Below are 21,698 nucleotides of genomic sequence, written 5' to 3'. Positions count from 1 at the left end.
GCGGCGCGCAAAAAACCATGCGTTGAACAGCGTGAAGGCTCTGAACCCTTCATTGCGCGCCGCGTGCCGTCTCGTTCAGGAATTTTCCGACCTAGCAGCCGTCCTTTCCGATATCCAGATTGGCAAGGTAGGCACATTGGCAAAAATCGTCCAAATCGCCAGTGGCAGGAAAAACCACGCCAGATTCTTGCACGGGATCGCAACCCACGGCGCAAAGCAAATTGCAGCTTTGCAGCCTCATTTTGTCGCCTTTATCTACGGCTTGATTGTAGACGTTCCGGCCCTGTCTGGCGCGTCGGACACGCCGCAGACTGACACAGACCAGCCCGACCGGACGCCAGAGGCTTATTATCTTCGCCTATTCCAGATCGGCACCGGCGTTCTCGGCTGGACACCAAAAGACACATGGAACGCCACCCCGACAGAAATCACCCTGGCATATCGCGCCCGCACCGAATTCGTTGCCGACATTCTGAAATCCATATTCGGCACGACCGACGAAAAGACCAGCCTCACGCCGGTCACGAAAGAAGCCCTCGACACTCTTATCAACAGCGGCAAGCACGATCCGAAGTTAGATCGCGCCGCCCTTGACGACCTGAGAGCCGCGCTATGACCGGCATTCCTCGCATATGCGCCTGCAATAACGTTGTGCCTCATGGCGAGCTTTGCGCCTGCCAGCGTAAGCAGCAGCAGAAACGCAAGGCCAAGCACGACCGCCGCAGACCCACCGCAGCACAGCGCGGCTATAACCACGCGTGGCGCAAGGCTCGCGCTGAGTTTCTAGCCATGCATCCTTATTGCGTCATGCCCGGATGCGGCAAGCCAGCTTCCGTAGTGGATCACATACAGCCGCACCGTGGAAACAAGGAACTCTTTTGGTGGCGCGGCAATTGGCAACCTCTCTGCCAGCCTTGCCACGACAGCGTGAAGCAGAAGCAGGAGCGCAACCAGTGACACCGCAGGAACGTGCCCGCCTCATCGACAAGCAAGAATTTGAAGCAGAGTGCAAAGCTATCCGCGAGCGAGCCTATGCCCTTTATCAGCGCGGTAAAAAGCGTAGCAGCCGCGTACAGGCATCTATCAATCGTGGCGCAACGCAAGGTGTGTCATGGCGACAGCCGCTAACCGCGACACAGAAGCGACCAGAGAAGTCATGGCGTCGCGGACCAATAGGCAAGCAATACACCTATCAGGGCCGAACGATGAACGCCAAACAATGGGCGGACCTGATCGGCATGAGCGTAGGCGCGTTCAAATCACGCCTTTCAAAAGGATACACTCTAGAGCAAGCGATTGAGACGCCGCAAAGACAAAGAATAAAAGTGATACGCGTCGAAAACTCCGAAAGTGATGAAGTGATGCCGGGGGGGTAGTGAAGAACTTTTCAAGTAAGCCGGGGACCGGCGCGGGGAGGCGCGCGTTTTAGAAAGTTAATTACGAGTTTTCAAATTTCAAAGGTATTTTAGTTATGACAGTTGTGCCACTTACATTGATGAAAGCGCAATTAAAGATCGATGACCACAATGTCGATGACGAGCTAATCACGCATTATCTCGAAGCAGCCGAAGAATGGATTGTAGCTTTTATTGGTCAAACCATTCCAGACCCGGCACCGGCTTCGATTAAGCAAGCAATTATGATGCTCGCCGGTCACTGGTATAGAAGCCGCGAGGCCGTAACGATTGATCTTTCCGCCGCCACCTTGCCGCTTGGCGTTATGTCGATACTTCGTAATCATCGTGATTATTCACTCGGACAAGGTGAATAATCATGGCGAAAGACAACGGCCTGAAAGCTTTTAACGCCGCGATTGATCGGCTCAAGACAGACGTACCGCCGAAGGTACTGAAAGCGCTTATCACGTCCGCAAACGAACTAGCAGCGACACAGCGCCGGTTCGCTGAAACCTCGCGAGATACTGGCGCACTGATCGACAGTATCACCGTGACGCTTCCGGGCGAGATGACGCCACCATATTCACAGCCCGGCGGCTCACGCGTGGCAGGTGAGAACGAAGTGATTATCACTGCCGGAAATTCGGACGTTCGCTATGCGCACCTAGTCGAATACGGCACCAAATCCGCCGAAGCACAGCCATTCTTTTGGCCCGCCCTTCGCCTGACCCGCAAGCGCCTGCAAGGCCGCATTGATCGGGCGGGCCGCGCCGCAGCTAAGGACGCGTGGAAGGGTACACAGGCCGGAACGGATATTGAAAATGATTGAGCCTTCACTTGCCTTACAAGCGGCCATTAACGCCGCCCTAGTCGATTCCGCAGATGTCGCCGAATTGGTTGACCCGATGAACATTCGCAGCGGCAGCACCCGCCCGGATGAGTTGCCATGCATCATCGTAAGCCCGACCATGACGCAGAATCTAGGCTATGCATCCGGCAACCAGAAGAGCGCCCGTATCTTGATTGACGTGCATATCTGGGCAGTCGATGACGGCATAGACACGGCTTGGAAGATCGGCTTTGCCGCCTGCAACGCCCTCTATGATGCGTCACCCGCCGAAGGCTTGACCGTTGTCGAGTGGGAAAAGCCGCTTATCCGGTGGATGCGTGACCCCGACCCAGAGCGCACCCTTTGCCATGGCGTTTTGTCGATCAATGCCGTTGTCATGTGGAAAGAGTGAACCATGCATATTGGGAATCTCGACCGCAGAGTTACGATTGAGCGCAAGACCAAAACCAAGACCCCAACCGGCAGCATAGTGGAAAGCTGGCAAGCCGTTACGACCGTTTGGGCTGAGATTGTGAAGCAGAGTACAAGCGAGTTTTTCACTGGCTACGGCGAGGCAGAGAGCCGGAAAACTGTTTTTCGTATCCGATACCGCACCAATATCGCGACCGATGACCGTATTGTCTACAATGGTACGGCTTACAATTTGAAAGACATTTCAGAGATAGGCAGGCGCGACGGCCTTGAACTGCAAGGTGTTGCCGTATCATGAAGCAATTTTGCGGAGTGAAACCGCAGCTTGTGCAAGATCGCGACCCACTCACGAAAGCGCCACCGGCACCAAAATGGATGACCAAAGAGGCGCAAACAGAGTGGAAGCGCGTCATGCCGCGCCTGATCGAAGATCGCATTATCACGCGCGCCGATCTTCACGGCGTCGAAGATTATTGCATCGCGACAGGCCGCGTCCGCGAGCTTGAAGCGCTTCTATCGTCCGGTTTTGATCCGAAGCTATTCAGCGCGCAGAACCGCGCCATGCAGACGGCGCGTCTTTTGGCGGCTGAATTTGGCCTGTCACCGATGAGCCGAACGCGTATTTCCTCTGGCGCAGCGGATGAGGAAGAAGGTTTCCTATGACCGCCCTTGTTATTCGTCCTGAATGGTTATTCGACGGCTCGCCTATTGAAGACACGTTCGGCTATGGCGAGCGCGCCGTTCAATGGCTTCGCCAGAATAAGCATCCGAAGAACCCCGCACCGGGAAACCCGTTCCAGCTTGCAGAGTGGCAAGAGCGGATTATTCGCGCTATTTTCGGCCCACGCAACCCGGACGGAACCCGCCGCATCAGAAAAGTTGTGATCCAGCTTGGACGAGGAAGCCGTAAGACGGCGCTCGCCGCAGCTATCGCACTTTTATGCACGTTCGGCCCTGAGAAAATGCCGGGAGGCTTGGTACAGTCGGCAGCATTTGCGCGAAAGCAGGCGCGAGAACTGTTTGAAGAAATGGCGCTTATCGTCGGCTTAGACAAGCGATACGACAAGGTAGCGTCCATTCGGGATTACAAATCTCAAATTTATAACAAAAAGACCCGTACCAGATATGAGGCTATTTCGTCTGAGGGATTGGGCCAGCATGGTTCAACGCCTCATGTGATAATTGCCGACGAGCTTCACGCTTGGACGACAGAAAAGCACCGCGAGCTATACCGAGTGTTGCGTTCGGCAGCGGGTAAAACCAGTACCAGCTTAATGGTGATTTTGACGACCGCTGGCAAAGGGCAGGAAAACTTCGCATATAAAGAAGTGGAAGCGGCGAAGCGTATCCAACTTGGTGAGATTACCGCGCCCCATGTCCTGCCAGTTATCTTTGAAGGCTCACCGGACATTGACTGGCGAAACGAGGATAATTGGTACAAGCTTTTACCCGGCTTGGCCGATGGATATCCATCCTTACAGACCTTGCGCGATTTGGCAGTCGAAGCCGAAACGTTACATATGTCGCGTGATATCCTACTCCAGCTTTATCTAGGCGTTTGGATGAACCAGAGCGCCGCTCCGTTCGTCACGATGGCGGCTTATGATCGATGCGGCTCATTGCCGATTGATTTCAAAGAACTGAAATCGAAGCCCTGTTTCATTGGCGTGGACCTGTCCGAAGTATCAGACCTCACTGCCATTGTAGCAGCATGGGCAACCGATGACGGAGGATATGCAGTCAAGCCATGGTTCTTCTGCCCAGAGGACGCCATAGACCTCAAGTCGAAGCTGGAAGGCGTCAATTACCGGCAATGGGTGAAGGACGGCCATATCGTGGCAACACCCGGAACCGCTGTTGATTACAGCTTCATTGAAGATAGGATTCGCCAGATATGCCGCGACTTCAACGTGCAAGAGATTGCCTTTGACCCTTGGCGTGCCCAGAAGACACAGCAAAACCTACTAAGTGAAGGCTTACCAGTCGTGAATTTTCGGCAGGGCTTCATTTCATTTGCGCCAGCTTGTGACGAGCTTGAGCGCGCAATTCTTGAACGCCGCTTCCATCATTCTGCGCACCCTATCTTACGATGGAATTTCGATAATATAGCTGTAGTACGAGACCCAGCCGGCAACCGGAAGTTTGATAAGTCGAAGTCACGCGACAAGATTGACGGCGCAGTGGCGGAAGCAATGGCAGTATTGCGCGCTTCCGTGGCGCAGAACAACAAATCTTTCCTCGATACAATTGATGATTTTGACAAGCTATGGAATAGTTAAATGAATACGAATGAACAACGCTTATTTGTAACCTTTGAAGCTCGCATGAACAAATACGAGCGCGATCTTGAACGCGCCCGCGCCAAGACTTCGAAGAATATGAAGGGTATGGAAGGCGCCGCCAAGCGCTCGGCCCAAAACATGGAAAAATCTTATGCTGACACCGGCAGCAAGATTGCTGAGAAATTGCAGCTTGCTTTCAAGCCGATGCTCGCCGGTGGCGCGATTGCAGCCGCAGCGACGGCTTTCAAGCAGATCGCCAGCACGGTAGCAGAAGTAGGCAGAGAAGCCGACAAAGCCCGCGTCTCGACCAAGGTATGGCAGCAATGGACTTATGTTGCCAAGGCGACAGGCGCGAGCGTTGACGGCGTAACCGACGCCCTCAAGGAACTGAATATCCGCGGTGATGAGTTTGCCCGCACTGGTAAAGGCTCGGCGCAGGAAGCCTTTGAACGGCTCGGCCTGACCGCCGCAGATGTTGCCGAACGCCTGAAAGACCCGTCTGCCTTCCTTGATGAGATTATCGGCAAGTTGCAAAAGATGGACAGCGCCGCACAGGCGCGCAATCTGGACGAGCTTTTCGGCGGCACTGGCGCAGAGGAACTTTCGAAAATGCTCGGCCTTTCCGTTGAGCAAATTCAGAAGCTTCGCAGCGAGGCGGCGACCTTCACCGATGACCAGCTGAAGGCTGCGAAAGAGTTTGATGCTCTTTGGGAAACGACATGGCGCAACGTGCAAGTTTATGCGAAGCAGGCCGCGCTTTCGTCGGTTTCATACGCGCGAGAGATTATGAGCGCTATTAGCGCTTTGAAGGGCGACAACATTATTGCGACCAGTCGAAATTACGCCCTTTCCGATGAAGGCCGTTTGAATACCTATCTGGAACGCCGCGCCGACATTTTGAAACGGATAGCCGATCTTCGCACCAAGCCGGACTTTGACAATGATTATGACGGCCTTGCGCTGGAACGGCTGGAAGATGATCTTGCCGCCGTTGATAACCAGATTGCAGCCCTGACCCCGCACAGCAAGGAATTTGCGTCGGCGCTCAAGGAAATGTCAAATATCACCCTGGGTGTTTCCAGTGGTATGAACAATGCGGCTACTTCCGCCGCCAATTTCAAGCAGGCTTTGAACGACCTCAAAAACCTTGTCCCTGAATTGAAAGAGGAATTGGACGAGCTTGCGAAACTCGATGACATTGACCAGAAATTTCAGCGAGCGGTTAAGAACGCCAAGAACCCGGCAGAGATCGAAGAAGCGAGCCGCATTCGGGATCGTGGCCGTACGATTGCTATGTATGGCGATCAGAAGGACTTTTTCAGCCTTGTGAAGCGCGTCGAAAGTGGTGGCAGCTATAATGCCACGCTCGATCATGGCCGATGGACGAACGGCCCGCAAAACCTCACCGGCATGACGCTTGACCAAATTATAGCGCTACAGGGCCGGATGCTCACGCCAGAGAACAGAAATCTCTATCGCGATAAAAACGGCAACCCTGCCGGATCGTCCGCACTCGGCGCATACCAGATTACGCGTCGGACGCTGAAAGGTTCTATGAAAGCGCTCGGCCTTGCCGGTGACACCATGTTTGATGAAACCACGCAGGACGCCATAGCGCGATATCTGGCGCGTTCGCGTGGTAATGACGTGGAAGGCTTGCGGAACGAATGGGAAGGCTTGCGCAAGGTCGATCCTGACACAATTCGTAGCCTTTACGGCCAGTCCGATCTATCGCCGCTCAAGGTTCAACCGTCTGACAGCCAGCAAAAGGCGATTGACGACGCAAAGAAAGCGACAGAAGCCCGCAAGCAGCTTAACGACAGCTTGCGCGAAAGCCAGAGCCTTGCCGAAATGGAACGCAAGACCGTTGGTATGTCGGCGCAGCAACGCGAGATTGAGCTTGAAGTTTTCCGCCGTATTCAGGATGCCAAGCGCCAAGGCTTGAGCCTGTCCGATCAAGATATCAATAAAATTCGCCAGCAGATCACGGCGACAGCGAGCCTGAACCGTGAAACGGAAAATGCGCAGCGCGCTATCAACGGCGCGCAGGAGGCGAAGCAATATTTTGCAGAGAGCTTCACATCGTCCCTGTCCGGCCTGATCACCGGCACGACCAGCCTTTCGGATGCGGTTAGCAATCTCGCGAACAACCTTATGGACGCGGTTTTGCAGGCTACTTTGCTCGGCAAAGGCCCGCTTGCAACCCTGTTTGGTTTTGGTGGCGAAGGTCAAGCTTCCGGCCTGTTAGGGTCGATTTTCGGCTTCGCAGATGGCGGCTTCACGGGAGCAGGCGGCAAATATGATCCGGCTGGCGTCGTTCATAAGGGCGAATACGTCATGAGCGCCGCCGCCGTGAAACGTCTCGGCGTGAAGAACCTTGACGCGCTCCACAACAATGCCAAGCGCGGCTATGCGGACGGCGGCTATGTCGGGCGCACCTCTTTCGCTCGGCCAGCGAATATGAACACGGTTAGCACGACGAACAACGCGCCAGCCGTCAATATCTCGGCACCAGTGACCGTTAACGCCAATGGTGGAACCTCGGAGCAAAACGCCGATCTTGCCGGACAGACTGCCAAGGCCATGGAAAAGACCATGCGAGGCATTGTGTCCGACGAGATTAGAAGATCGATGAGGCCGGGCAACCAGCTTAATAACCGGTCGCGGCGGTCCTAATGGTGATTGCTTGAGAACTTAAATACCAGATCGGCATTCGGACTATCCAAAGTGTACCGCTCGACGGTGCACTTTCCTTTTGCCCTTACTGGCGCGGGGCCACGCAATACCATTTGGTCGCCTAGATTTCGCCCTACAACCTTATACGGTGCGGGCTTGCAGCCCTTTTTGAACGCATATGCGGTTCCGGTAATTCGGTCGGATTCTTCATAGCCGGTGAATAATACGCTGTCCTCTCTAACGCCGATTGCTTCCAATCCTCGGCGTGGAGTCTCGTATGTCGCTTTCACCTCGCCACCGGCAACGAACCAAGCAATTACCGACCCATTGTGCTCATAGAAATCTAGCTGTCCGGCACAACCGACACTTGGCAGCGCCAACGCGGCAATAGACAACGCCGCAGCAATAATACCTCTCACAATACCACTTGCCCCCATTTGGTTTGATCGATGGATAATTCTTATCGACGTTCTGACGACCTAACAAGTCACCCACATTGAGCGCATTGACAAATTCATTACGTATATATATGTATACAATTATATATTTAAAGGAGCATTTGAAAATGCAGCCACAGCAAATGTTTGGTCTACCATATGAACGGGCTATTCAATTTCGGGATGTGCTTGAGGCGCGAAACCAGACGTTCGCAGATTTCGTTACAGAAGTTATCCGCAGCGCCGTCGCTATCACGCAGATTAGCCCGGACGTTCCAGAGTTTCACATTAGGCCTGAGATCGCCGGTGAGGCTCGCGGCTTTGTTATAGGTTTTGCAGATTTACCCAAAACATTTATGCCGCGAGAGATCGCGGCGGGGCTTGCCGACACATTGCGTCAGGCCGCGAACTTGAAAGAGCGCTTCCGTGAAACTCAAGGGGATACCTATTATCGCGTTGCCCGGCAGAGCAAAGGCGTTCGTGTGACAATCCCGGCGAACAGTATGACACGAAAATACAATGCCGATCTTGCGGAAGACATAGCAGCCCAAATCGACCGCGCACTTGATAGAACTGATTAATAAAAACAGCAGCAACAGCAACAGGAGAATAGAAACAAAAAACCGCGAAGGTTGAGGCCCTTCACGGTTTTAAGATAGTTAACGAATGGAAACCTTAATGAGTATTATTTCCAAACGCAATAATAGTGAATTTGTCTTTGATTTTCAAGACTTAAATCAAGGATATATCAGCAATCGGATGCTTTCTGATTTAGATAGTCTGGATGATCTTCTAGATGATGACGCGGCCACACTTCCGGTCATGGAGCGACCAGCACCATGCACGGTTCCGCTCGCTTTGGTTCCAGAGCCAGAGATTGAGAGAGTTTTGACGCCTTCAATTGAAGGAGTTTTGACGCCTTGCCGTGGTGAGATTGAAGGAGTTTTGACGCCTACTTTTCACCCGTCAAAACTCCGCAACCGAGATGTTGAAAAATCCGAAATAATTGAACAAAATCAATGCAGTTACGCCGGTGATGACGCATTTCAACCAGTGCACGATTTTAATACCTATTCCACACCTCACAACGAGATAGAAGAAATAGAGAAAATAGCACTATCAGAAATCACACCCGCCGCGACACATTTCACCACCCGTCAAAACTCTCTCAATTCAACACCGCACGGCGCACAGCGTTCGCAATTGCCCGACATATCATCCAGCAGCCTTTACGGTGCTTTTGGTGATTTTGATGCACCGCAACCCGATCGGGCAGATGCTGGCAGCGCCAAGCCGACACCATTCACCATTGCGCGTGACCATGCCTTATCATCCCAACCAGAACGGAAAGACCTTCAACACTTTCTTGACGCAAAAAACCTGACAGACCCGTTTCAACACAGATGGAAAAGCCTGACCGACAGGAAGCGGAAATTTGTGCTTTCCTCGATGCTGGCGCACGAACAAAACGGCTGGTTTTTCAGCTTGGACTTTCATGAGGATCGCGCCGCCGAACTTATGAAGTCACCCAACCCGGCTATGCTTTTCGCAGACAGGCACTTACGCAAGCACTTGCAAGCATGTCTTGGCTACGTTCCGGCTATTGCCCTCGCACTTGAGTTTGACAGTAAGGGCAAGCTTCACACCCACGGCATATGCATCCCGGATATGGAGCAGCCAGACCCCGGCTTTAAAGAGAAGCTGGCGGAAGCATTGCGCCTATCCGCGTCACGTACCTACAAGCGAAAGGAACTCTATCCGACGCTTGCAAACGTGAAGCCTATCTTTGAACCGCTTGGATTGGCCGCATACATCCTGAAAGACCTATCCCGGACACAAAAGAAGATAAGCAATAATGAAGCGAATGTTATGTATTCAAATAGAGAAATGAAGAAAATTACGATGAGTTATCACGAACTTGTTAGAAAGTAGGAATAATGATAACTAAATGATTATTTATAGAAAAAATAATATTTAAATATTTTTAACTTTTACTATTGATCTAGATTCCGGCGATTCTTATTAGAGTAGCGGTAATGCGCCGAAGCGCTCAATTAAGGATCGAAATAAATGCGTAAAACGAGAAACACACAGCGAGTCACTGAGCGCGATCAGGATTCCGGAGTCCCTTCACCTATTTTGATTGACAAAAGCGCTTGGCAGGCCGCTATGGACGAAATACGGGCAATTATTCTAGCGCCATACAATGGTGGCGCTGGATTTGGCTACGATCCGATGAACGAGATTGGCTTGGCGATTGTGAAGCACTGGAACGCCATTCCCGGATCGGTTCCACATAGTCCTGTATTAAAAAGCGAAAACCGATATGCGGGTTTAAGTGCCCATGATGCTGATAAGCTCATGTGTGACCGCATAGGAGAAATGCTTTTCGGGGAGTTTGAGGAAATACGCTCGATCCCGGATGCTGAATGGCAGTTGCGTGATAATCGCTATTGGTCGCAAGCATTGGCGGGTGCTGTTTGGGCTATCTTGCAAAGCCGCTTGAGAGGCGCACCCCATGGCTAAATTCAGCACTAAGGCAATAGAGCGGCATATCAGGAAAAAGCATCCCGGCTGTCCTAACTTCGCTGTCACTCATTTTGTGGCGCAAATTGCAGAACGAGACTGGCAAAATGCCAGTCTCGGAAAGGCAGTGGGCATCACTATGCAAAATATCATGCGCCACACCATGACCGATTATGACCAGCTACTTTTATGTGGCGTGGACCGTAAAGAGGCGAGGCGGCGGGTGCAGCCGAGAGTAAATGCACTTATCGCGACGTGGAAAAACCGATGACGGAACCTGTATTCTTAATGCCATTCGAACAGGCCGCACCTTCCGACTTTGATGAAATCAAAGAGAGGATTGAGACAATTGCGCCGCAATTTAAGGCGGCGCTGCTCAACCGGCTTATCCAATTTTTTGAAGCCTATAGGAATGGCATTCCCGACGATGACAAAACCTACGGTGTGGCTTGTGACTTGAGTACCGCGAACGTGTGGAGCGTAATTAGCGCGGCTGAATTAGCCGACGCGATGAAAGGATTAGACAGTCAGATCCAGCAAAGTTTCATCGACGGACTACCGGAGGTTTTGCGTATTGAACTGGCGGGCGGTTGACGCCAACGCAACCGGAAGATCGCGAATGAGCAAACCACCGCGATTTTGCGCGCTGTTTACACGTGGCGCTCGCGCAATTCTTCCAGAATGCGTTTTAAGTCGCCAGTGCGGCTGATTGTGACCGATTCTAATTCCCCTGAATAAATCAATGGGGACATTGATCCGCCCTCAAACTCGGCGGCTGCAAATTCCGCTTGCGCTTTTGCATAGGCATTCCAATGCGCTTGCGATGCTTTTAGGGCTGCTAATTGAGTTTCGGTCAGTAAACCCGATTGCTCTAAAGCTTCGATGGCGCGTTCCATTTGCAAGGTCGCCACTTCAGCGCGCGCGGCTGCATCGCTATTCATTTCGGCTTGGGTAATCATACTTACAACTTTCACAGCGTTTTCAACGAAAGCTTCACTTTGGCCAGACAGACGATTTAAAAACTCATCCGCATCTTTCAACATGTACCTAACCAAATCCGGATCGAGACCTTGAGCTATCAGTTTTGCTCTCATATCCAAGATTAGGGAGTTTTCTTTAATATTAATATTTTTGTTCATCCAAGGGATGCGTCGATTAATCCATTCTGTACTTGCTGGTATAAAAACTGAACGAGCTATATCTGTAATAAGACCTAACAAGAAACCAATAAGCCACCCCATGAACAGCCCCCGTTATAATATGCTCTTGAGAGATTGCGGCACCAAACTAGATATCAGCGGCTAGATTCGGTCAAGGTTTATTCGGTGCAGCTAGTCGCAGGGTTATCCACAGGCCAAAAGGGTACAAATCATCGCATGGTACAATGTTACAAAATTGCTTATTAGATAATTCTAATAATGCAATAAAATCAATTCAGTAGAACGGGTGCCGATGAGAGAATTGACTTTTCGAGTCTCTCATCGCCCACCACTTATCTCCCAGAAAATATAAAATATTTCCTAATTGAACGCAGACGTGCTGCAGCCGCAGCGGCTTCGCGTCGATAGCCCTCTATATTGGCGTTCGCGTAGGGGGCTGCCACAGAGGCGCTTAACGCGGCTAGGTATTAATCATTGATTCTGGGTATCAGAATTTGGGCGGTTATGGCGGGCAGAACACGCGCCATAACCGTAACAGATTGATTGCAAATTGCGTTAAACCGGGCTGACCTTAATGAAGTCCGCCGACCCCGAGATGCTCTTCGACGGCATGATGATCGTTGGAAAGTTCCTTCGATGTCCCAGACCAGGCAATGCGACCACGCTCCAGAATGATGACGTGATCGGCGAAATCGAGCGCGCTTTGAATGCGTTGCTCGACAAGCAGGATCGTCATGTCGCCTTTCTGCGCCAAAGCCGAGAAGGCTGCCATCAGCTCTTCGCATATAACCGGTGCGAGGCCTTCAAGTGGCTCGTCCAGTAGCAGTACCGTCGGCTTGCCAAGAATGCTGCGTGCCGTCGACAGCATCTGCTGCTCGCCGCCAGAAAGCTGCGAGCCGAGATTGCGGCGGCGTTCCTTCAAGCGCGGGAACATCGCATAGGCTTCCTCAAGCGCATCCTTGGGGCGTTTCTTCAAGCCAACGAACAGATTCTCTTCCACGGTAAGAGTGGGGAAGACGTCGCGGGTCTGGGGCACATAGCCAAGACCGGCAAGCGCACGGGCAGCTGACGGCAGCGTCGCAATATTCTGGCCGCCGAGCAGGATTTCGCCGCCATAGCGACGGGTCTGTCCTGCGATGGTCGCGAAGAGGCTGGTCTTGCCGACGCCATTGCGCCCCAATATGGCCAGTCTCGATCCGGGTTCCGCCTTGAACGACACATCTTCGATAACCCGCGTCGGACCATAGCCGGAAGAAAGGTTGCGGATTTCAAGCGAGGCTGCACTCATTGCGCATAGCTCCCCAGATAAGCTTCACGGACGCGCGTATCCTGCACGACATCTTGCGGCAGTCCGTCGAAAATGACAGTTCCTGCGGCCAGAACGACCACACGTTTTGCGAAGCGGAAAACCAGATCCATGTCGTGCTCGATCATGAGGACGGCGAGATCGGCGGGCAGGCGGTCGAGCGCTTCTTCGATGCGTCCTGTATCGCTTTGCGGTACACCGGCAGCCGGTTCGTCCAGCAGAAGTACTTTGGGACGCAGCGCCAATGCCAGCGCGATTTCCAGCAATCGTTGCTGGCCATAAGCGATCTGGCTGACACGCAGCTGGCTGAGCGGTAACAGGCCGAGTGTGTCGAGAATATCGCGCACTTCATCCATCACGCCCGGCATTTTATGATAGTCACCGAGAATGCGGCCCGTCTTGCCTTCGCGCTGCAAAATCGCAAGCGCGACATGCTCCTCTGGCGTCATATCGAAGAAAAGGCGCGTGACCTGAAACGAACGCACCAGACCGCGCCGCACGCGCTGCATGGCGTTGAGTTTCGAGACATTTTCGCCGCCGAGTGTCACCGTGCCCGAGGTTGCCGGAAGGTTGCCGGTCACGAGATTGACGAAGGTGGTCTTGCCTGCGCCGTTCGGTCCGATCAGGGCGACGCGGTCGCCCTTGGCCATGCTGAGCGAAACGTCGTTTGTGACCGCCAGACCGCCGAAATTCTTGCGCAGTTTTGAAACTTCAAACACGGTGCTCATGCGTTGCGCGCCTTCCGCTTCTCGAAATAATGGACGGCGGTGCCGTAGAGACCGCGTGGGGCGAAAAGCACCACGAGGATCAGCAATGCGCCAACCATGGTAAGCCAGTGGAACGGATTGGCCGCAGAGACCAGATCTTCAAACCACATGAAGACAACGGTGCCGATCAGCCCGCCAAACAATGTGCCTGTGCCGCCCAGAACCAGCATGACCAGCGCTTCCGCCGACATGGTGAAGCTGAGGCTGTCCAGTCCCACAACCTGCGTGGAAATGGCGTTCAGCGCGCCACCGATGCCGGCAATAGCGCCGGAGATGACATACATGCGAAGCTTTGCCGAATGAACCGATGCGCCCATGGCATGGATGCGGATCGGGTCTTCCTTCACGCCACGGCACAGCATGCCGAAAGGCGAACGGACGACATAGCGCAGGAAAATGAAGGAGACGAGCAGCAGGATGACGCCGTAAATATAGACGGTGTGCCCATAGAGATCGAATTCGAAGACACCGAAGATCGGATCTGGCGAAATGCCGCTCAGGCCGTCGCTGCCGCCTGTCCACTCGGATGCCTTGTTGGCGGCTTCATGGAAAAGATGCACCACGGCAATCGATAGAACGAGCTGCGCCAATCCGTGCGCGCGCAAAATGACGACGCCGGAAATCAGCCCGGTGATAGCACCAGCCACAAGGCCGACCAGCGTCATGAGCAGCGGATCGGTCACGCCAAAATGCGCTGCGGCAATGCCCGCGCCATAGGCCCCCGCGCCGAACAATGCGGCGTGGCCAAGCGTTGCGATGCCGCAATAGCCGGTGACGAGATCAAGCGAGAGCACGAGAAGCGCGATGGCGATGATGCGGGTCAGCAACGCCAGATTGTCAGGAAACAGGAACCAGCCGATGACGCTGGCCACAATGATGGCGATGACGCCGATCAGACCTGCATTGGACTTGCGGGTTTGGGGGAGGGTTTGCGACATATCGGTCATTTCTTGGCCAACCTTCCGGCAAGGCCGCGTGGAAACAGGGTAACGATCACGATCACCGCCAGATAGAAGAAGAATTCGCCATATTCAGGTGCGAGATAGCGTCCCGTTGTGTCGATGGCTCCAAGCAGGAGACAGGCGATGAGAGCGCCCGGAATGGAACCAGCGCCGCCGACAGAAACGACCACGAGGAACGTCACCATATAGCGCAGCGCATAATAGGGCTCGACCGGCAGCAGTTCTGCGCCGACGACACCGCCAAATGCAGCAAGACCGATAGCGAGTGCAAAGCTGACCGCGTAGACGATTTCGGTTCGAACACCGAGGGCCGCGGCCATATTGGCATTATCCACTGCAGCGCGCAGTTTCACGCCGAAGGCGGTGCGCTCGACGATATACCAGAGGCCAACTGCAACGGCGAGACCGCAGCCAATCGCGAAAACGCGGTGCTTGGCGATAGAACGGAAACCGAGATCAATCGAGCCGCGCAGCATTTCCGGCAGCGGAATCGTCTTCAGCGTCGGGCCGAAAATATAGTTGGTCAGGCCGATGATGCAGAATGTGATGCCGATGGTCATCAGAACCTGCGTCAGCTCCGGCGCACCATAAATGCGCCGATAGAGCAGCCGTTCCACGGGCACCGCGATGATCATCGTGCCGATAACGGCGATGATGATGGCGAAACCGTAATTGAGGCCAAGCTGGTGCGCGGCATAGGAGGCGAAATAGCCGCCGATCATCGCAAAGGCGCCATGCGCCAGATTGACAACGCGCATCAGGCCCATGGTGACGGAAAGGCCGATAGAGATGACGAAGAGCACCATGCCATAGGCAAGGGCATCGATAGCAATGCTGAGCACAGTCTGCATTGAGTAATCCTATTGGAGCATTCCCAGCAAAAGTGCGTAGCGGTTTTGCGTAGGATAATGCGTAAAACAAATAGATAAAGCGGTTCCACGAATCCGTTTTAACCGGAACCGCTCTAGACTGTTTCTCTGGCCCGGGACTTAGAGAAAGTCGCTCCCGGAAATGATCCGGGAGCGCAAGTGCCTCATATTCGATGGAATAAGAGGCGGGCTGAACCTTGAAACAGACGGATTACTTGGCCTTGAGGCCCGGATCGCCCTGCTTCTCGAAGGTCTGGATTTCCTTGTTGTAGTAGGTGCCGTCATCCGCCTTGGCGACTTCACGCAGATAGATATTCTGCGTCAGGTGACGGCTTTCCGGATCGATGGAAACCGGGCCGCGCGGGCTGACCCATTCCATGCCCTTAACGGCTTCCACAGCCTTTTCCGCATCCTTCTTGCCGCCGGTTGCCTCGATCATCTTGTAGATGACGTGCATGCCATCATAGGCGCCGACAGACGGGAAGGACAGTTCGGCAGGATTGCCGATTGCCTTGCGGGCTTCTTCGACGAACTTCTTGTTCTCAGGAGAATCGTGCGAGATCGCATAATGGAAGGTGGTCAATACGCCCAGCGCCGTTTCGCCGAGAGCGGGAAGGTCGGATTCCTGCGTCAGGTCGCCCGGCGCAAAAAGCTGTACGCCGCCATTTTTTAGGCCGTTATCGACGTAGGCTTTCATGAAGCCGAGCGTGGTGGGACCAGACGGTAGAAAGGCGAAAACGCCCTGCGCACCGGAATCCTTGATGCGCTGCATGATCGGACTGAAGTCATTGGTGGCAAGCGGCATGCGAATGGCTTCGACCACTTCGCCGCCAGCATCGGTGAACGCGGCCTTGAAAGCATTTTCCGCATCAACACCCGGACCGTAATCGCTCACCACGGTAATGACCTTCTTCACGCCCTTGTCGAGTGCCACTTTGGCAATAGGCGTAGAGGTCTGCCAGGTCGTGAACGACGTACGCACCACATAGGGGCTCTTGGTCACGATTGCGGACGTGGCGGCATTCATCACCACCATCGGCACATTGCCCTGCTTCAGGATGGGCGTGACAGCCATGGCATCTGGCGTGAAGTAGAAACCGGCCAGATACTGAACGCCTTCCTTGACGACGAGTTCCTGTGCCAGCGCCTTCGATTGAGCCGGATCTGCCTGCGGTACGTCGCGATAGACGACTTCCACCGTATCATCGCCGATCTTGTTACCGTGCTCTGCCATATAGGCATCGATACCGGCCTTGAAATTCTTGCCCTGAATGGCGAATGGTCCCGAAAACGGGCCGATAACGCCAACCTTAACCACATCGGCATAAGCCGCCGATGCGGTGAGCGACAAAACCGCCAATGCGGTGAGTGCTAATTTCTTCATATTCTCCTCCCAGTTGCCCACCATTCCCGCGCCTGACCGTCGCAGCGCCACAGGGAATGACCTTTCTCCAGAGCGCGTTCCGATCTGATGCTATCAGCTCGGTGCGTCTCAGCTTTCGCTCTAACGCGCATCTTTTCCGAAAACCGTTTTACGCCTTTCGGGATGCGCAATAGAATGTCGATCTGATTGTTTATGTAAAATGATATTGTTGGTCGAAATCATAACTGATTGGTTATGGGAATGTCCAAATAAGAAATGAATCGACGCCGTTGCGCACAGACTTTCTTGAGAGGATTTAAGTCGGGTATATCCTCACGTGCAAGCCTGATGCGCATTGATAAGCATGAAGGCGCACCACGTAAGAACAAAGAAGCGCGCCGGATGTTAGATTGCTTATATTTAGAATGGCAATCCTACGTAGTTTTCAGCCAATGCAGTCGATGCCGCATGAGAATGGCTGATATAGTCCAGTTCCGCTTCCTGCACCTTCTGGTCGAAGGCTTCCATGTCGGGGAAGCGATGCAGCATCTTCGTCATCGACCATGAAAAGCGTTCTGCTTTCCAGATGCGCGCCAGCGCCTGGACCGAATAGGCATCGATGCCCGCCGCTGATTTATCGAGATAAAACTCGCGCAGACCTTCAAACAAGTAGTGCACATCGCTCGCCGCCAGATTGAGGCCCTTAGCGCCTGTCGGCGGCACGATATGGGCGGCATCGCCCACAAGGAACAGCTTTCCGAAGCGCATCGGTTCGGCAACAAAGGAACGGAGCGGCGCGATGGACTTCTCGAATGAAGGGCCTGTGACCAAGGCTTCGGCATGATTTTCGGGCAGGCGGCGGCGCAATTCATCATAAAACCGGTCGTCGCTCCAATCTTCGATCTTTTCGACCAGCGAGCACTGGAGATAATAGCGGCTGCGGGTTTCCGACCGCATCGAGCAGAGTGCAAAGCCGCGTTCGTGATTGGCATAGATCAGTTCATGATCGACCGGCGGGATATCCGCCAGAATGCCAAGCCATCCAAACGGATAGACTTTCTCGAAAGAGGTAATCGCCTTTTCCGGTACCGATTTGCGGCTGACACCGTGATAACCGTCGCAACCGGCGATGAAATCGCAGTCTATGCGGTGCGTGACGCCATCTTTCTCATAAGTGACATAGGGAGAAGACCCGTCGAAATCATGCGGCGTGACGTTTGATGCTTCATAAATACCGACAGTACCGGATTTGTGCCGTTCATCCATCAGATCGTGCGTCAGTTCCGTCTGGCCATAAACGGTCACGCGTTTGCCAGTCAGGGCATGAAGGTTGATGCGGTGATCTCGCCCGTCGAAGGCGAGCGAGAAGCCATCATGTGGCAGGCCTTCGCGATGCAGGCGTTCAGCAGCACCTGCTTCTTCCATCAAACGAACGGTGCCTTCTTCCAGCACACCAGCGCGCACGCGGCCAAGAATATAGCTTTCGCTGGCGCGGTCGAGAATGACATTGTCGATACCGGCGCGCGTCAGGAGCTGTCCGAGCAGAAGACCCGACGGACCCGAACCTATAATGGCGACTTTGGTGCGCATGATTTCCTCCCAACGCAACGAATGCCCTTTATTCTTTGAAACAGCCTCAAACTGGCAATGGATTCTTGCTGCAATAAATTGTACAAATCGAACGCAGTTGAAGAGGAAGAATGATGCGCATAGACGTTCCAACCTACGAACTCTACGGGGAAGGAACCGACAAAAAACCGGATTTCTGGCTACATTGCGAAACGCTTTATTCGCGATCCAGCTTGCATCAGTTTGAAATCGAACTGCATCGCCACGAGAATTTCTTTCAATTCCTGTACATTCAGAGCGGAGCGGGCAATGCCAGTTTCAATGGCGTGATTCATAGTTTCCGCACGCCGTGCGCTATTCTGGTTCCACCCGGATTCAATCACGGGTTTTCATTCTCGCGCGATATTACCGGCCATATCATTACGATTCTGCGCCCGCAGATGCCCTTTGTCAGTGACCGGCCCGGGAGCGCCTTTGCGGCCTGGCTGAACGGGCCGCGCCTTGTCGAGATGGAGGGCGCTCCTGCGGAAGATTGTGCGCTCGCAGCTTTGACGGTCAACCGGATTCAGACAGAATTCCATTCCAGAAAGCCATATAAAAACAGCATATTGGAATCCATGCTCAAGACGATGATCGTCCTCGTCTCGCGTCCGGCATTGAGCGAGCTCCAGGCTGAAGATGGACGCCCTGCCTATAGCGATGCACGCGTTGAAAAGTTTCTGGAGCTGATCGACCGGCATTTTCGGGAACATCGTCCGGTGGCCTTTTATGCCGATATGCTGGGCCTGTCACCAACCCATCTCAACCGGCTGGTGCGAAGGCTGACGGGCGAAACGACACAACATATGATTGCACATAAGCTGATCGATACGGCCAAGCGCGACCTCATCGCAATGCCGTCTTCGGTCCAGCACATCGCTTATTCGCTGGGCTTTTCAGATCCCGCTTATTTCTCGCGGTTTTTCCAGAACTTCACCGGAGAAACGCCCCGCAGCTTCCGTTTGCGCGAACGTGCGCGGCTGGCGGAAACAATCTATGCTGACTGACTTGGACTTTTGAGACAGGTGCTCTGGCGGGCAGGCTCATACTGTCATGGAGTTTGCCGATAAGACGCAGATCAAAGGTCTTTGAAAGCCTTGATCTGCGTCTTATCTTTTATTTAGACAAGGTCAGCGGGCAGCACATCCGCGGGGATGTTCTGATAGCTGACGGGGCGCAGGAAGCGGCGGATGGACATGGTTCCGACGCTGGTCGCGCCGAAATTCGTGCTGGCCGGGTAGGGGCCGCCATGAACCATCGAATCAACCACTTCCACGCCGGTCGGGAAACCATTGGCCAAAACGCGTCCGGCCTTGCGCTCAAGAACCGGCAGAAGCTTGCGCGCGTCTGCGGCGTCGTCCTTGTCCATATGCAAGGTAGCGGTCAGCTGGCCTTCAAAGCCCTTGGCCAGATGCACCATGTCATCGACTGACTTGACGCGAACGACAACGCCGAGCGGACCGAATACTTCCTCACCAATGGTGTGGTCGCCAAGGAAAGCTTCACCAGTCGTCTCATAGAGATTGGGTGAGGCTTCGCGGCCCTTGCTTTCGGTGGTCAGCAGGGGCTTGACGGAGTTGCGGCTGTCGAAATGTGCCTTACCGTCCTGATAGGCCTTGGCGATACCATCGGTGAGCATGACCTGCGGCGCAACCTTTTCCAGAGCGTTGCGGGTTGACTGCACAAAGCTGTCGGCTTCCGAACCATCGATAACCACGGCGATGCCCGGATTGGTGCAGAACTGACCGGCACCCATGGTCAACGATCCAGCCCAGCCTTCGCCGAGCGACGAGGCGCGTGCCTTCATGGCTTCCGGCAGCAGGAACATCGGATTGACCGAGCCAAGCTCGCCGAAGAAAGGAATCGGTTCCGGACGCTGTGCGCACAGATTGAACAGAGCGCGACCACCGCCGAGCGAACCGGTAAAGCCGACTGCCTTGATGAGCGGATGCGTGACGAGTGCTTCGCCGACCTTGCGGTCACCGCCCTGAATGAGGCTGAACACGCCCTTCGGCATGCCGGTCTTGGCAATGGCGGCCTGAATGGCGTCAGCGACGATTTCGCCGGTGCCAGGATGGGCGGAATGGCCCTTCACAACCACCGGGCAGCCCGCGGCAAGGGCGGCTGCGGTGTCACCGCCCGCAGTCGAGAAAGCGAGCGGAAAGTTGGAGGCGCCGAAAACGGCGACCGGGCCGATCGGGCGCTGCATCAGGCGGATTTCCGGACGCGCTGCAGGCTTGCGGTCGGGCAGGGCCTCATCGACGCGACGGTCGAGATAATCGGCCTTGCGAATATGATTGGCAAAAAGGCGCAGCTGGCCGGTGGTGCGTCCGCGCTCGCCTTCAAGACGGCCGGTCGGCAGGCCGGTTTCCTGCGTGCCGATTTCTGTGATGGCCGCAGCACGGGCTTCAATTTCGTCGGCAATGGCTTCGAGGAACAGGGCGCGTTCTTCGCGGCTTGTATAACCATAGGTCCAGAAAGCGTCTTCCGCTGCTTCGCAGGCGCGCGCTACCAGAGCGGGCGTACCAACCGCGAATTCATGCGATGGGCCTGTTGCCGGTGTTGAAGCGAACGTCGTCTCCCCCGCAACCCACTCGCCAGCTATCAGGTGTTGTCCATGGGGTGTCCAGCTCATCTCAATTCCTTTCCGCTTGCTATTGCAGCAAGTCAGCCTATCGCGGCGCGATCTACATATTATCCCGATCCATTTTTCTGCACGCAGGGGCGGCTAAAAGGATCAGTGCAGCATGGATACATGGAATGGAGGGAATTGTCGCCTGAGTCCGTGCTTTTGCTGGCATTATGAATCACAAGATGCGGTGAACTGGCAAATATGCCGAAGCATCACGTGATTCACCACGCTGAACGACCTCGTTGCGCTGGGTGATAGGAGCGATGTGGATAACAGGATGTCTTTGAAAAGGCCGGGAAAACCAGCCTTTTGAAAGAAAGGCGAAAATTCTTTTGCTTTCTTTTCAGCACTTGCTTGACACTTGTGTTCGAACCCCTTAAACGACCGCTCACACCGCCGGAAACGACGGTGGTGACTGAAGCCTACGGGCTGAAAAAATGCGCGGGTGTAGC

General features: G+C 54.0%; 26 protein-coding genes. 16 read left to right on the top strand and 10 right to left on the bottom strand.

The features are described 5' to 3' along the window. The first annotated feature begins 22 nt into the window (after window positions 1-22). From ACTJKP_RS08620 to ACTJKP_RS08575, 10 genes are all read left to right on the top strand, one after another. Window positions 23-616 carry a hypothetical protein gene (locus ACTJKP_RS08620; RefSeq protein ID WP_440630346.1) on the top strand — a complete coding sequence of 198 codons (594 nt, stop codon included), beginning with the start codon at window positions 23-25 and terminating at the stop codon, window positions 614-616. Next, entirely contained in the window at window positions 613-957 is a 345-nt protein-coding gene (locus ACTJKP_RS08615; protein ID WP_440630345.1) for an HNH endonuclease signature motif containing protein, read from the top strand. Before ACTJKP_RS08620 ends, ACTJKP_RS08615 begins: the two co-directional genes overlap by 4 nt. Beyond that, complete coding sequence (locus ACTJKP_RS08610) at window positions 954-1,376, top strand: hypothetical protein (RefSeq protein WP_440630344.1); 423 nt, start codon at window positions 954-956, stop codon at window positions 1,374-1,376. Before ACTJKP_RS08615 ends, ACTJKP_RS08610 begins: the two co-directional genes overlap by 4 nt. A gap of 95 nt (window positions 1,377-1,471) precedes the next feature. Then, window positions 1,472-1,771, top strand: coding sequence for a head-tail connector protein (locus tag ACTJKP_RS08605; RefSeq protein WP_440630343.1), 300 nt, complete (start codon window positions 1,472-1,474; stop codon window positions 1,769-1,771). Window positions 1,772-1,773: 2 nt separating this feature from the next. Then, entirely contained in the window at window positions 1,774-2,226 is a 453-nt protein-coding gene (locus ACTJKP_RS08600) for an HK97-gp10 family putative phage morphogenesis protein (protein ID WP_440630342.1), read from the top strand. Next, window positions 2,219-2,638: a DUF3168 domain-containing protein gene (locus tag ACTJKP_RS08595; protein WP_440630341.1), complete on the top strand. Its 420-nt coding sequence runs from the start codon at window positions 2,219-2,221 to the stop codon at window positions 2,636-2,638. The genes ACTJKP_RS08600 and ACTJKP_RS08595 overlap by 8 nt, the downstream gene beginning before the upstream one ends. Window positions 2,639-2,641: 3 nt before the next feature. Then, window positions 2,642-2,956: a phage head closure protein gene (locus tag ACTJKP_RS08590; RefSeq protein WP_440630340.1), complete on the top strand. Its 315-nt coding sequence runs from the start codon at window positions 2,642-2,644 to the stop codon at window positions 2,954-2,956. Between the two features lie 77 nt (window positions 2,957-3,033). Next, window positions 3,034-3,321 carry a P27 family phage terminase small subunit gene (locus ACTJKP_RS08585; protein ID WP_440630339.1) on the top strand — a complete coding sequence of 96 codons (288 nt, stop codon included), beginning with the start codon at window positions 3,034-3,036 and terminating at the stop codon, window positions 3,319-3,321. Continuing rightward, window positions 3,318-4,937: a terminase large subunit gene (locus tag ACTJKP_RS08580; protein ID WP_440630338.1), complete on the top strand. Its 1,620-nt coding sequence runs from the start codon at window positions 3,318-3,320 to the stop codon at window positions 4,935-4,937. The genes ACTJKP_RS08585 and ACTJKP_RS08580 overlap by 4 nt, the downstream gene beginning before the upstream one ends. Window positions 4,938-4,982: 45 nt before the next feature. Beyond that, window positions 4,983-7,616, top strand: a complete 2,634-nt coding sequence (locus ACTJKP_RS08575) for a hypothetical protein (RefSeq protein ID WP_440630337.1) — start codon at window positions 4,983-4,985, stop codon at window positions 7,614-7,616. Here ACTJKP_RS08575 and ACTJKP_RS08570 read toward each other — a convergent pair. Next, window positions 7,613-8,053 (bottom strand): hypothetical protein, encoded by a 441-nt coding sequence (locus tag ACTJKP_RS08570; RefSeq protein WP_440630336.1) that lies wholly within the window; start codon window positions 8,051-8,053, stop codon window positions 7,613-7,615. The genes ACTJKP_RS08575 and ACTJKP_RS08570 overlap by 4 nt on opposite strands. 128 nt (window positions 8,054-8,181) lie before the next feature. Here ACTJKP_RS08570 and ACTJKP_RS08565 point away from each other — a divergent pair, with 128 nt between their 5' ends. The 5 genes from ACTJKP_RS08565 (at window position 8,182) to ACTJKP_RS08545 (ending at window position 11,173) form a co-directional block, all read left to right on the top strand. Beyond that, the gene (locus tag ACTJKP_RS08565) at window positions 8,182-8,634 is read left to right on the top strand and encodes a hypothetical protein (RefSeq protein ID WP_440630335.1); all 453 of its coding nucleotides are present in this window, start codon (window positions 8,182-8,184) and stop codon (window positions 8,632-8,634) included. Window positions 8,635-8,731: 97 nt separating this feature from the next. Then, window positions 8,732-9,985: a hypothetical protein gene (locus ACTJKP_RS08560; protein ID WP_440630334.1), complete on the top strand. Its 1,254-nt coding sequence runs from the start codon at window positions 8,732-8,734 to the stop codon at window positions 9,983-9,985. Window positions 9,986-10,123: 138 nt separating this feature from the next. Further along, a complete protein-coding gene (locus tag ACTJKP_RS08555) occupies window positions 10,124-10,579 on the top strand; it encodes a hypothetical protein (RefSeq protein ID WP_440630333.1) in 456 nt (151 codons plus the stop codon). Continuing rightward, a complete protein-coding gene (locus ACTJKP_RS08550; RefSeq protein WP_440630332.1) occupies window positions 10,572-10,850 on the top strand; it encodes a DUF2293 domain-containing protein in 279 nt (92 codons plus the stop codon). The genes ACTJKP_RS08555 and ACTJKP_RS08550 overlap by 8 nt, the downstream gene beginning before the upstream one ends. Next, window positions 10,847-11,173: a hypothetical protein gene (locus tag ACTJKP_RS08545; protein ID WP_440630331.1), complete on the top strand. Its 327-nt coding sequence runs from the start codon at window positions 10,847-10,849 to the stop codon at window positions 11,171-11,173. Before ACTJKP_RS08550 ends, ACTJKP_RS08545 begins: the two co-directional genes overlap by 4 nt. Window positions 11,174-11,229: 56 nt before the next feature. Here ACTJKP_RS08545 and ACTJKP_RS08540 read toward each other — a convergent pair whose 3' ends face one another. The 7 genes from ACTJKP_RS08540 to pobA all read right to left on the bottom strand — a co-directional run bounded on the left by ACTJKP_RS08540 (window position 11,230) and on the right by pobA (window position 18,596). Further along, window positions 11,230-11,820, bottom strand: a complete 591-nt coding sequence (locus tag ACTJKP_RS08540; RefSeq protein WP_440630330.1) for a lysozyme inhibitor LprI family protein — start codon at window positions 11,818-11,820, stop codon at window positions 11,230-11,232. A gap of 490 nt (window positions 11,821-12,310) precedes the next feature. Continuing rightward, on the bottom strand, window positions 12,311-13,027 hold the full coding sequence (locus tag ACTJKP_RS08535) for an ABC transporter ATP-binding protein (RefSeq protein ID WP_440630329.1): 717 nt from the start codon (window positions 13,025-13,027) through the stop codon (window positions 12,311-12,313). Further along, on the bottom strand, window positions 13,024-13,773 hold the full coding sequence (locus tag ACTJKP_RS08530) for an ABC transporter ATP-binding protein (protein WP_078340536.1): 750 nt from the start codon (window positions 13,771-13,773) through the stop codon (window positions 13,024-13,026). The genes ACTJKP_RS08535 and ACTJKP_RS08530 overlap by 4 nt, the downstream gene beginning before the upstream one ends. Beyond that, window positions 13,770-14,759 carry a branched-chain amino acid ABC transporter permease gene (locus tag ACTJKP_RS08525; RefSeq protein ID WP_440630328.1) on the bottom strand — a complete coding sequence of 330 codons (990 nt, stop codon included), beginning with the start codon at window positions 14,757-14,759 and terminating at the stop codon, window positions 13,770-13,772. The genes ACTJKP_RS08530 and ACTJKP_RS08525 overlap by 4 nt, the downstream gene beginning before the upstream one ends. Further along, window positions 14,756-15,625: a branched-chain amino acid ABC transporter permease gene (locus ACTJKP_RS08520; protein WP_113534776.1), complete on the bottom strand. Its 870-nt coding sequence runs from the start codon at window positions 15,623-15,625 to the stop codon at window positions 14,756-14,758. The genes ACTJKP_RS08525 and ACTJKP_RS08520 overlap by 4 nt, the downstream gene beginning before the upstream one ends. A gap of 229 nt (window positions 15,626-15,854) precedes the next feature. Further along, window positions 15,855-17,027, bottom strand: a complete 1,173-nt coding sequence (locus ACTJKP_RS08515; RefSeq protein ID WP_078340539.1) for an ABC transporter substrate-binding protein — start codon at window positions 17,025-17,027, stop codon at window positions 15,855-15,857. Window positions 17,028-17,426: 399 nt separating this feature from the next. Beyond that, window positions 17,427-18,596, bottom strand: coding sequence for a 4-hydroxybenzoate 3-monooxygenase (gene pobA, locus ACTJKP_RS08510; protein ID WP_440630327.1), 1,170 nt, complete (start codon window positions 18,594-18,596; stop codon window positions 17,427-17,429). 113 nt (window positions 18,597-18,709) lie between these two features. Between pobA and ACTJKP_RS08505 the strand changes: the two genes are divergently transcribed. Next, window positions 18,710-19,621, top strand: coding sequence for a helix-turn-helix domain-containing protein (locus tag ACTJKP_RS08505; RefSeq protein WP_440630491.1), 912 nt, complete (start codon window positions 18,710-18,712; stop codon window positions 19,619-19,621). A gap of 113 nt (window positions 19,622-19,734) precedes the next feature. Here the strand turns inward: ACTJKP_RS08505 and ACTJKP_RS08500 are convergent, their stop codons facing one another. Both ACTJKP_RS08500 and ACTJKP_RS08495 read right to left on the bottom strand, forming a co-directional pair. Beyond that, window positions 19,735-21,249: an aldehyde dehydrogenase (NADP(+)) gene (locus tag ACTJKP_RS08500; protein ID WP_440630326.1), complete on the bottom strand. Its 1,515-nt coding sequence runs from the start codon at window positions 21,247-21,249 to the stop codon at window positions 19,735-19,737. Window positions 21,250-21,414: 165 nt separating this feature from the next. Further along, the coding region (locus tag ACTJKP_RS08495) for a hypothetical protein (RefSeq protein ID WP_440630325.1) at window positions 21,415-21,698 on the bottom strand (284 nt) is incomplete at its 5' end.

Origin of the sequence: Brucella sp. 22210 (assembly GCF_052045675.1) — a bacterium.
Lineage (GTDB): Bacteria > Pseudomonadota > Alphaproteobacteria > Rhizobiales > Rhizobiaceae > Brucella.
The sequence above is the reverse complement of the archived record's forward strand: the minus strand, read 5'-3'. Positions and strand labels throughout refer to the sequence as shown.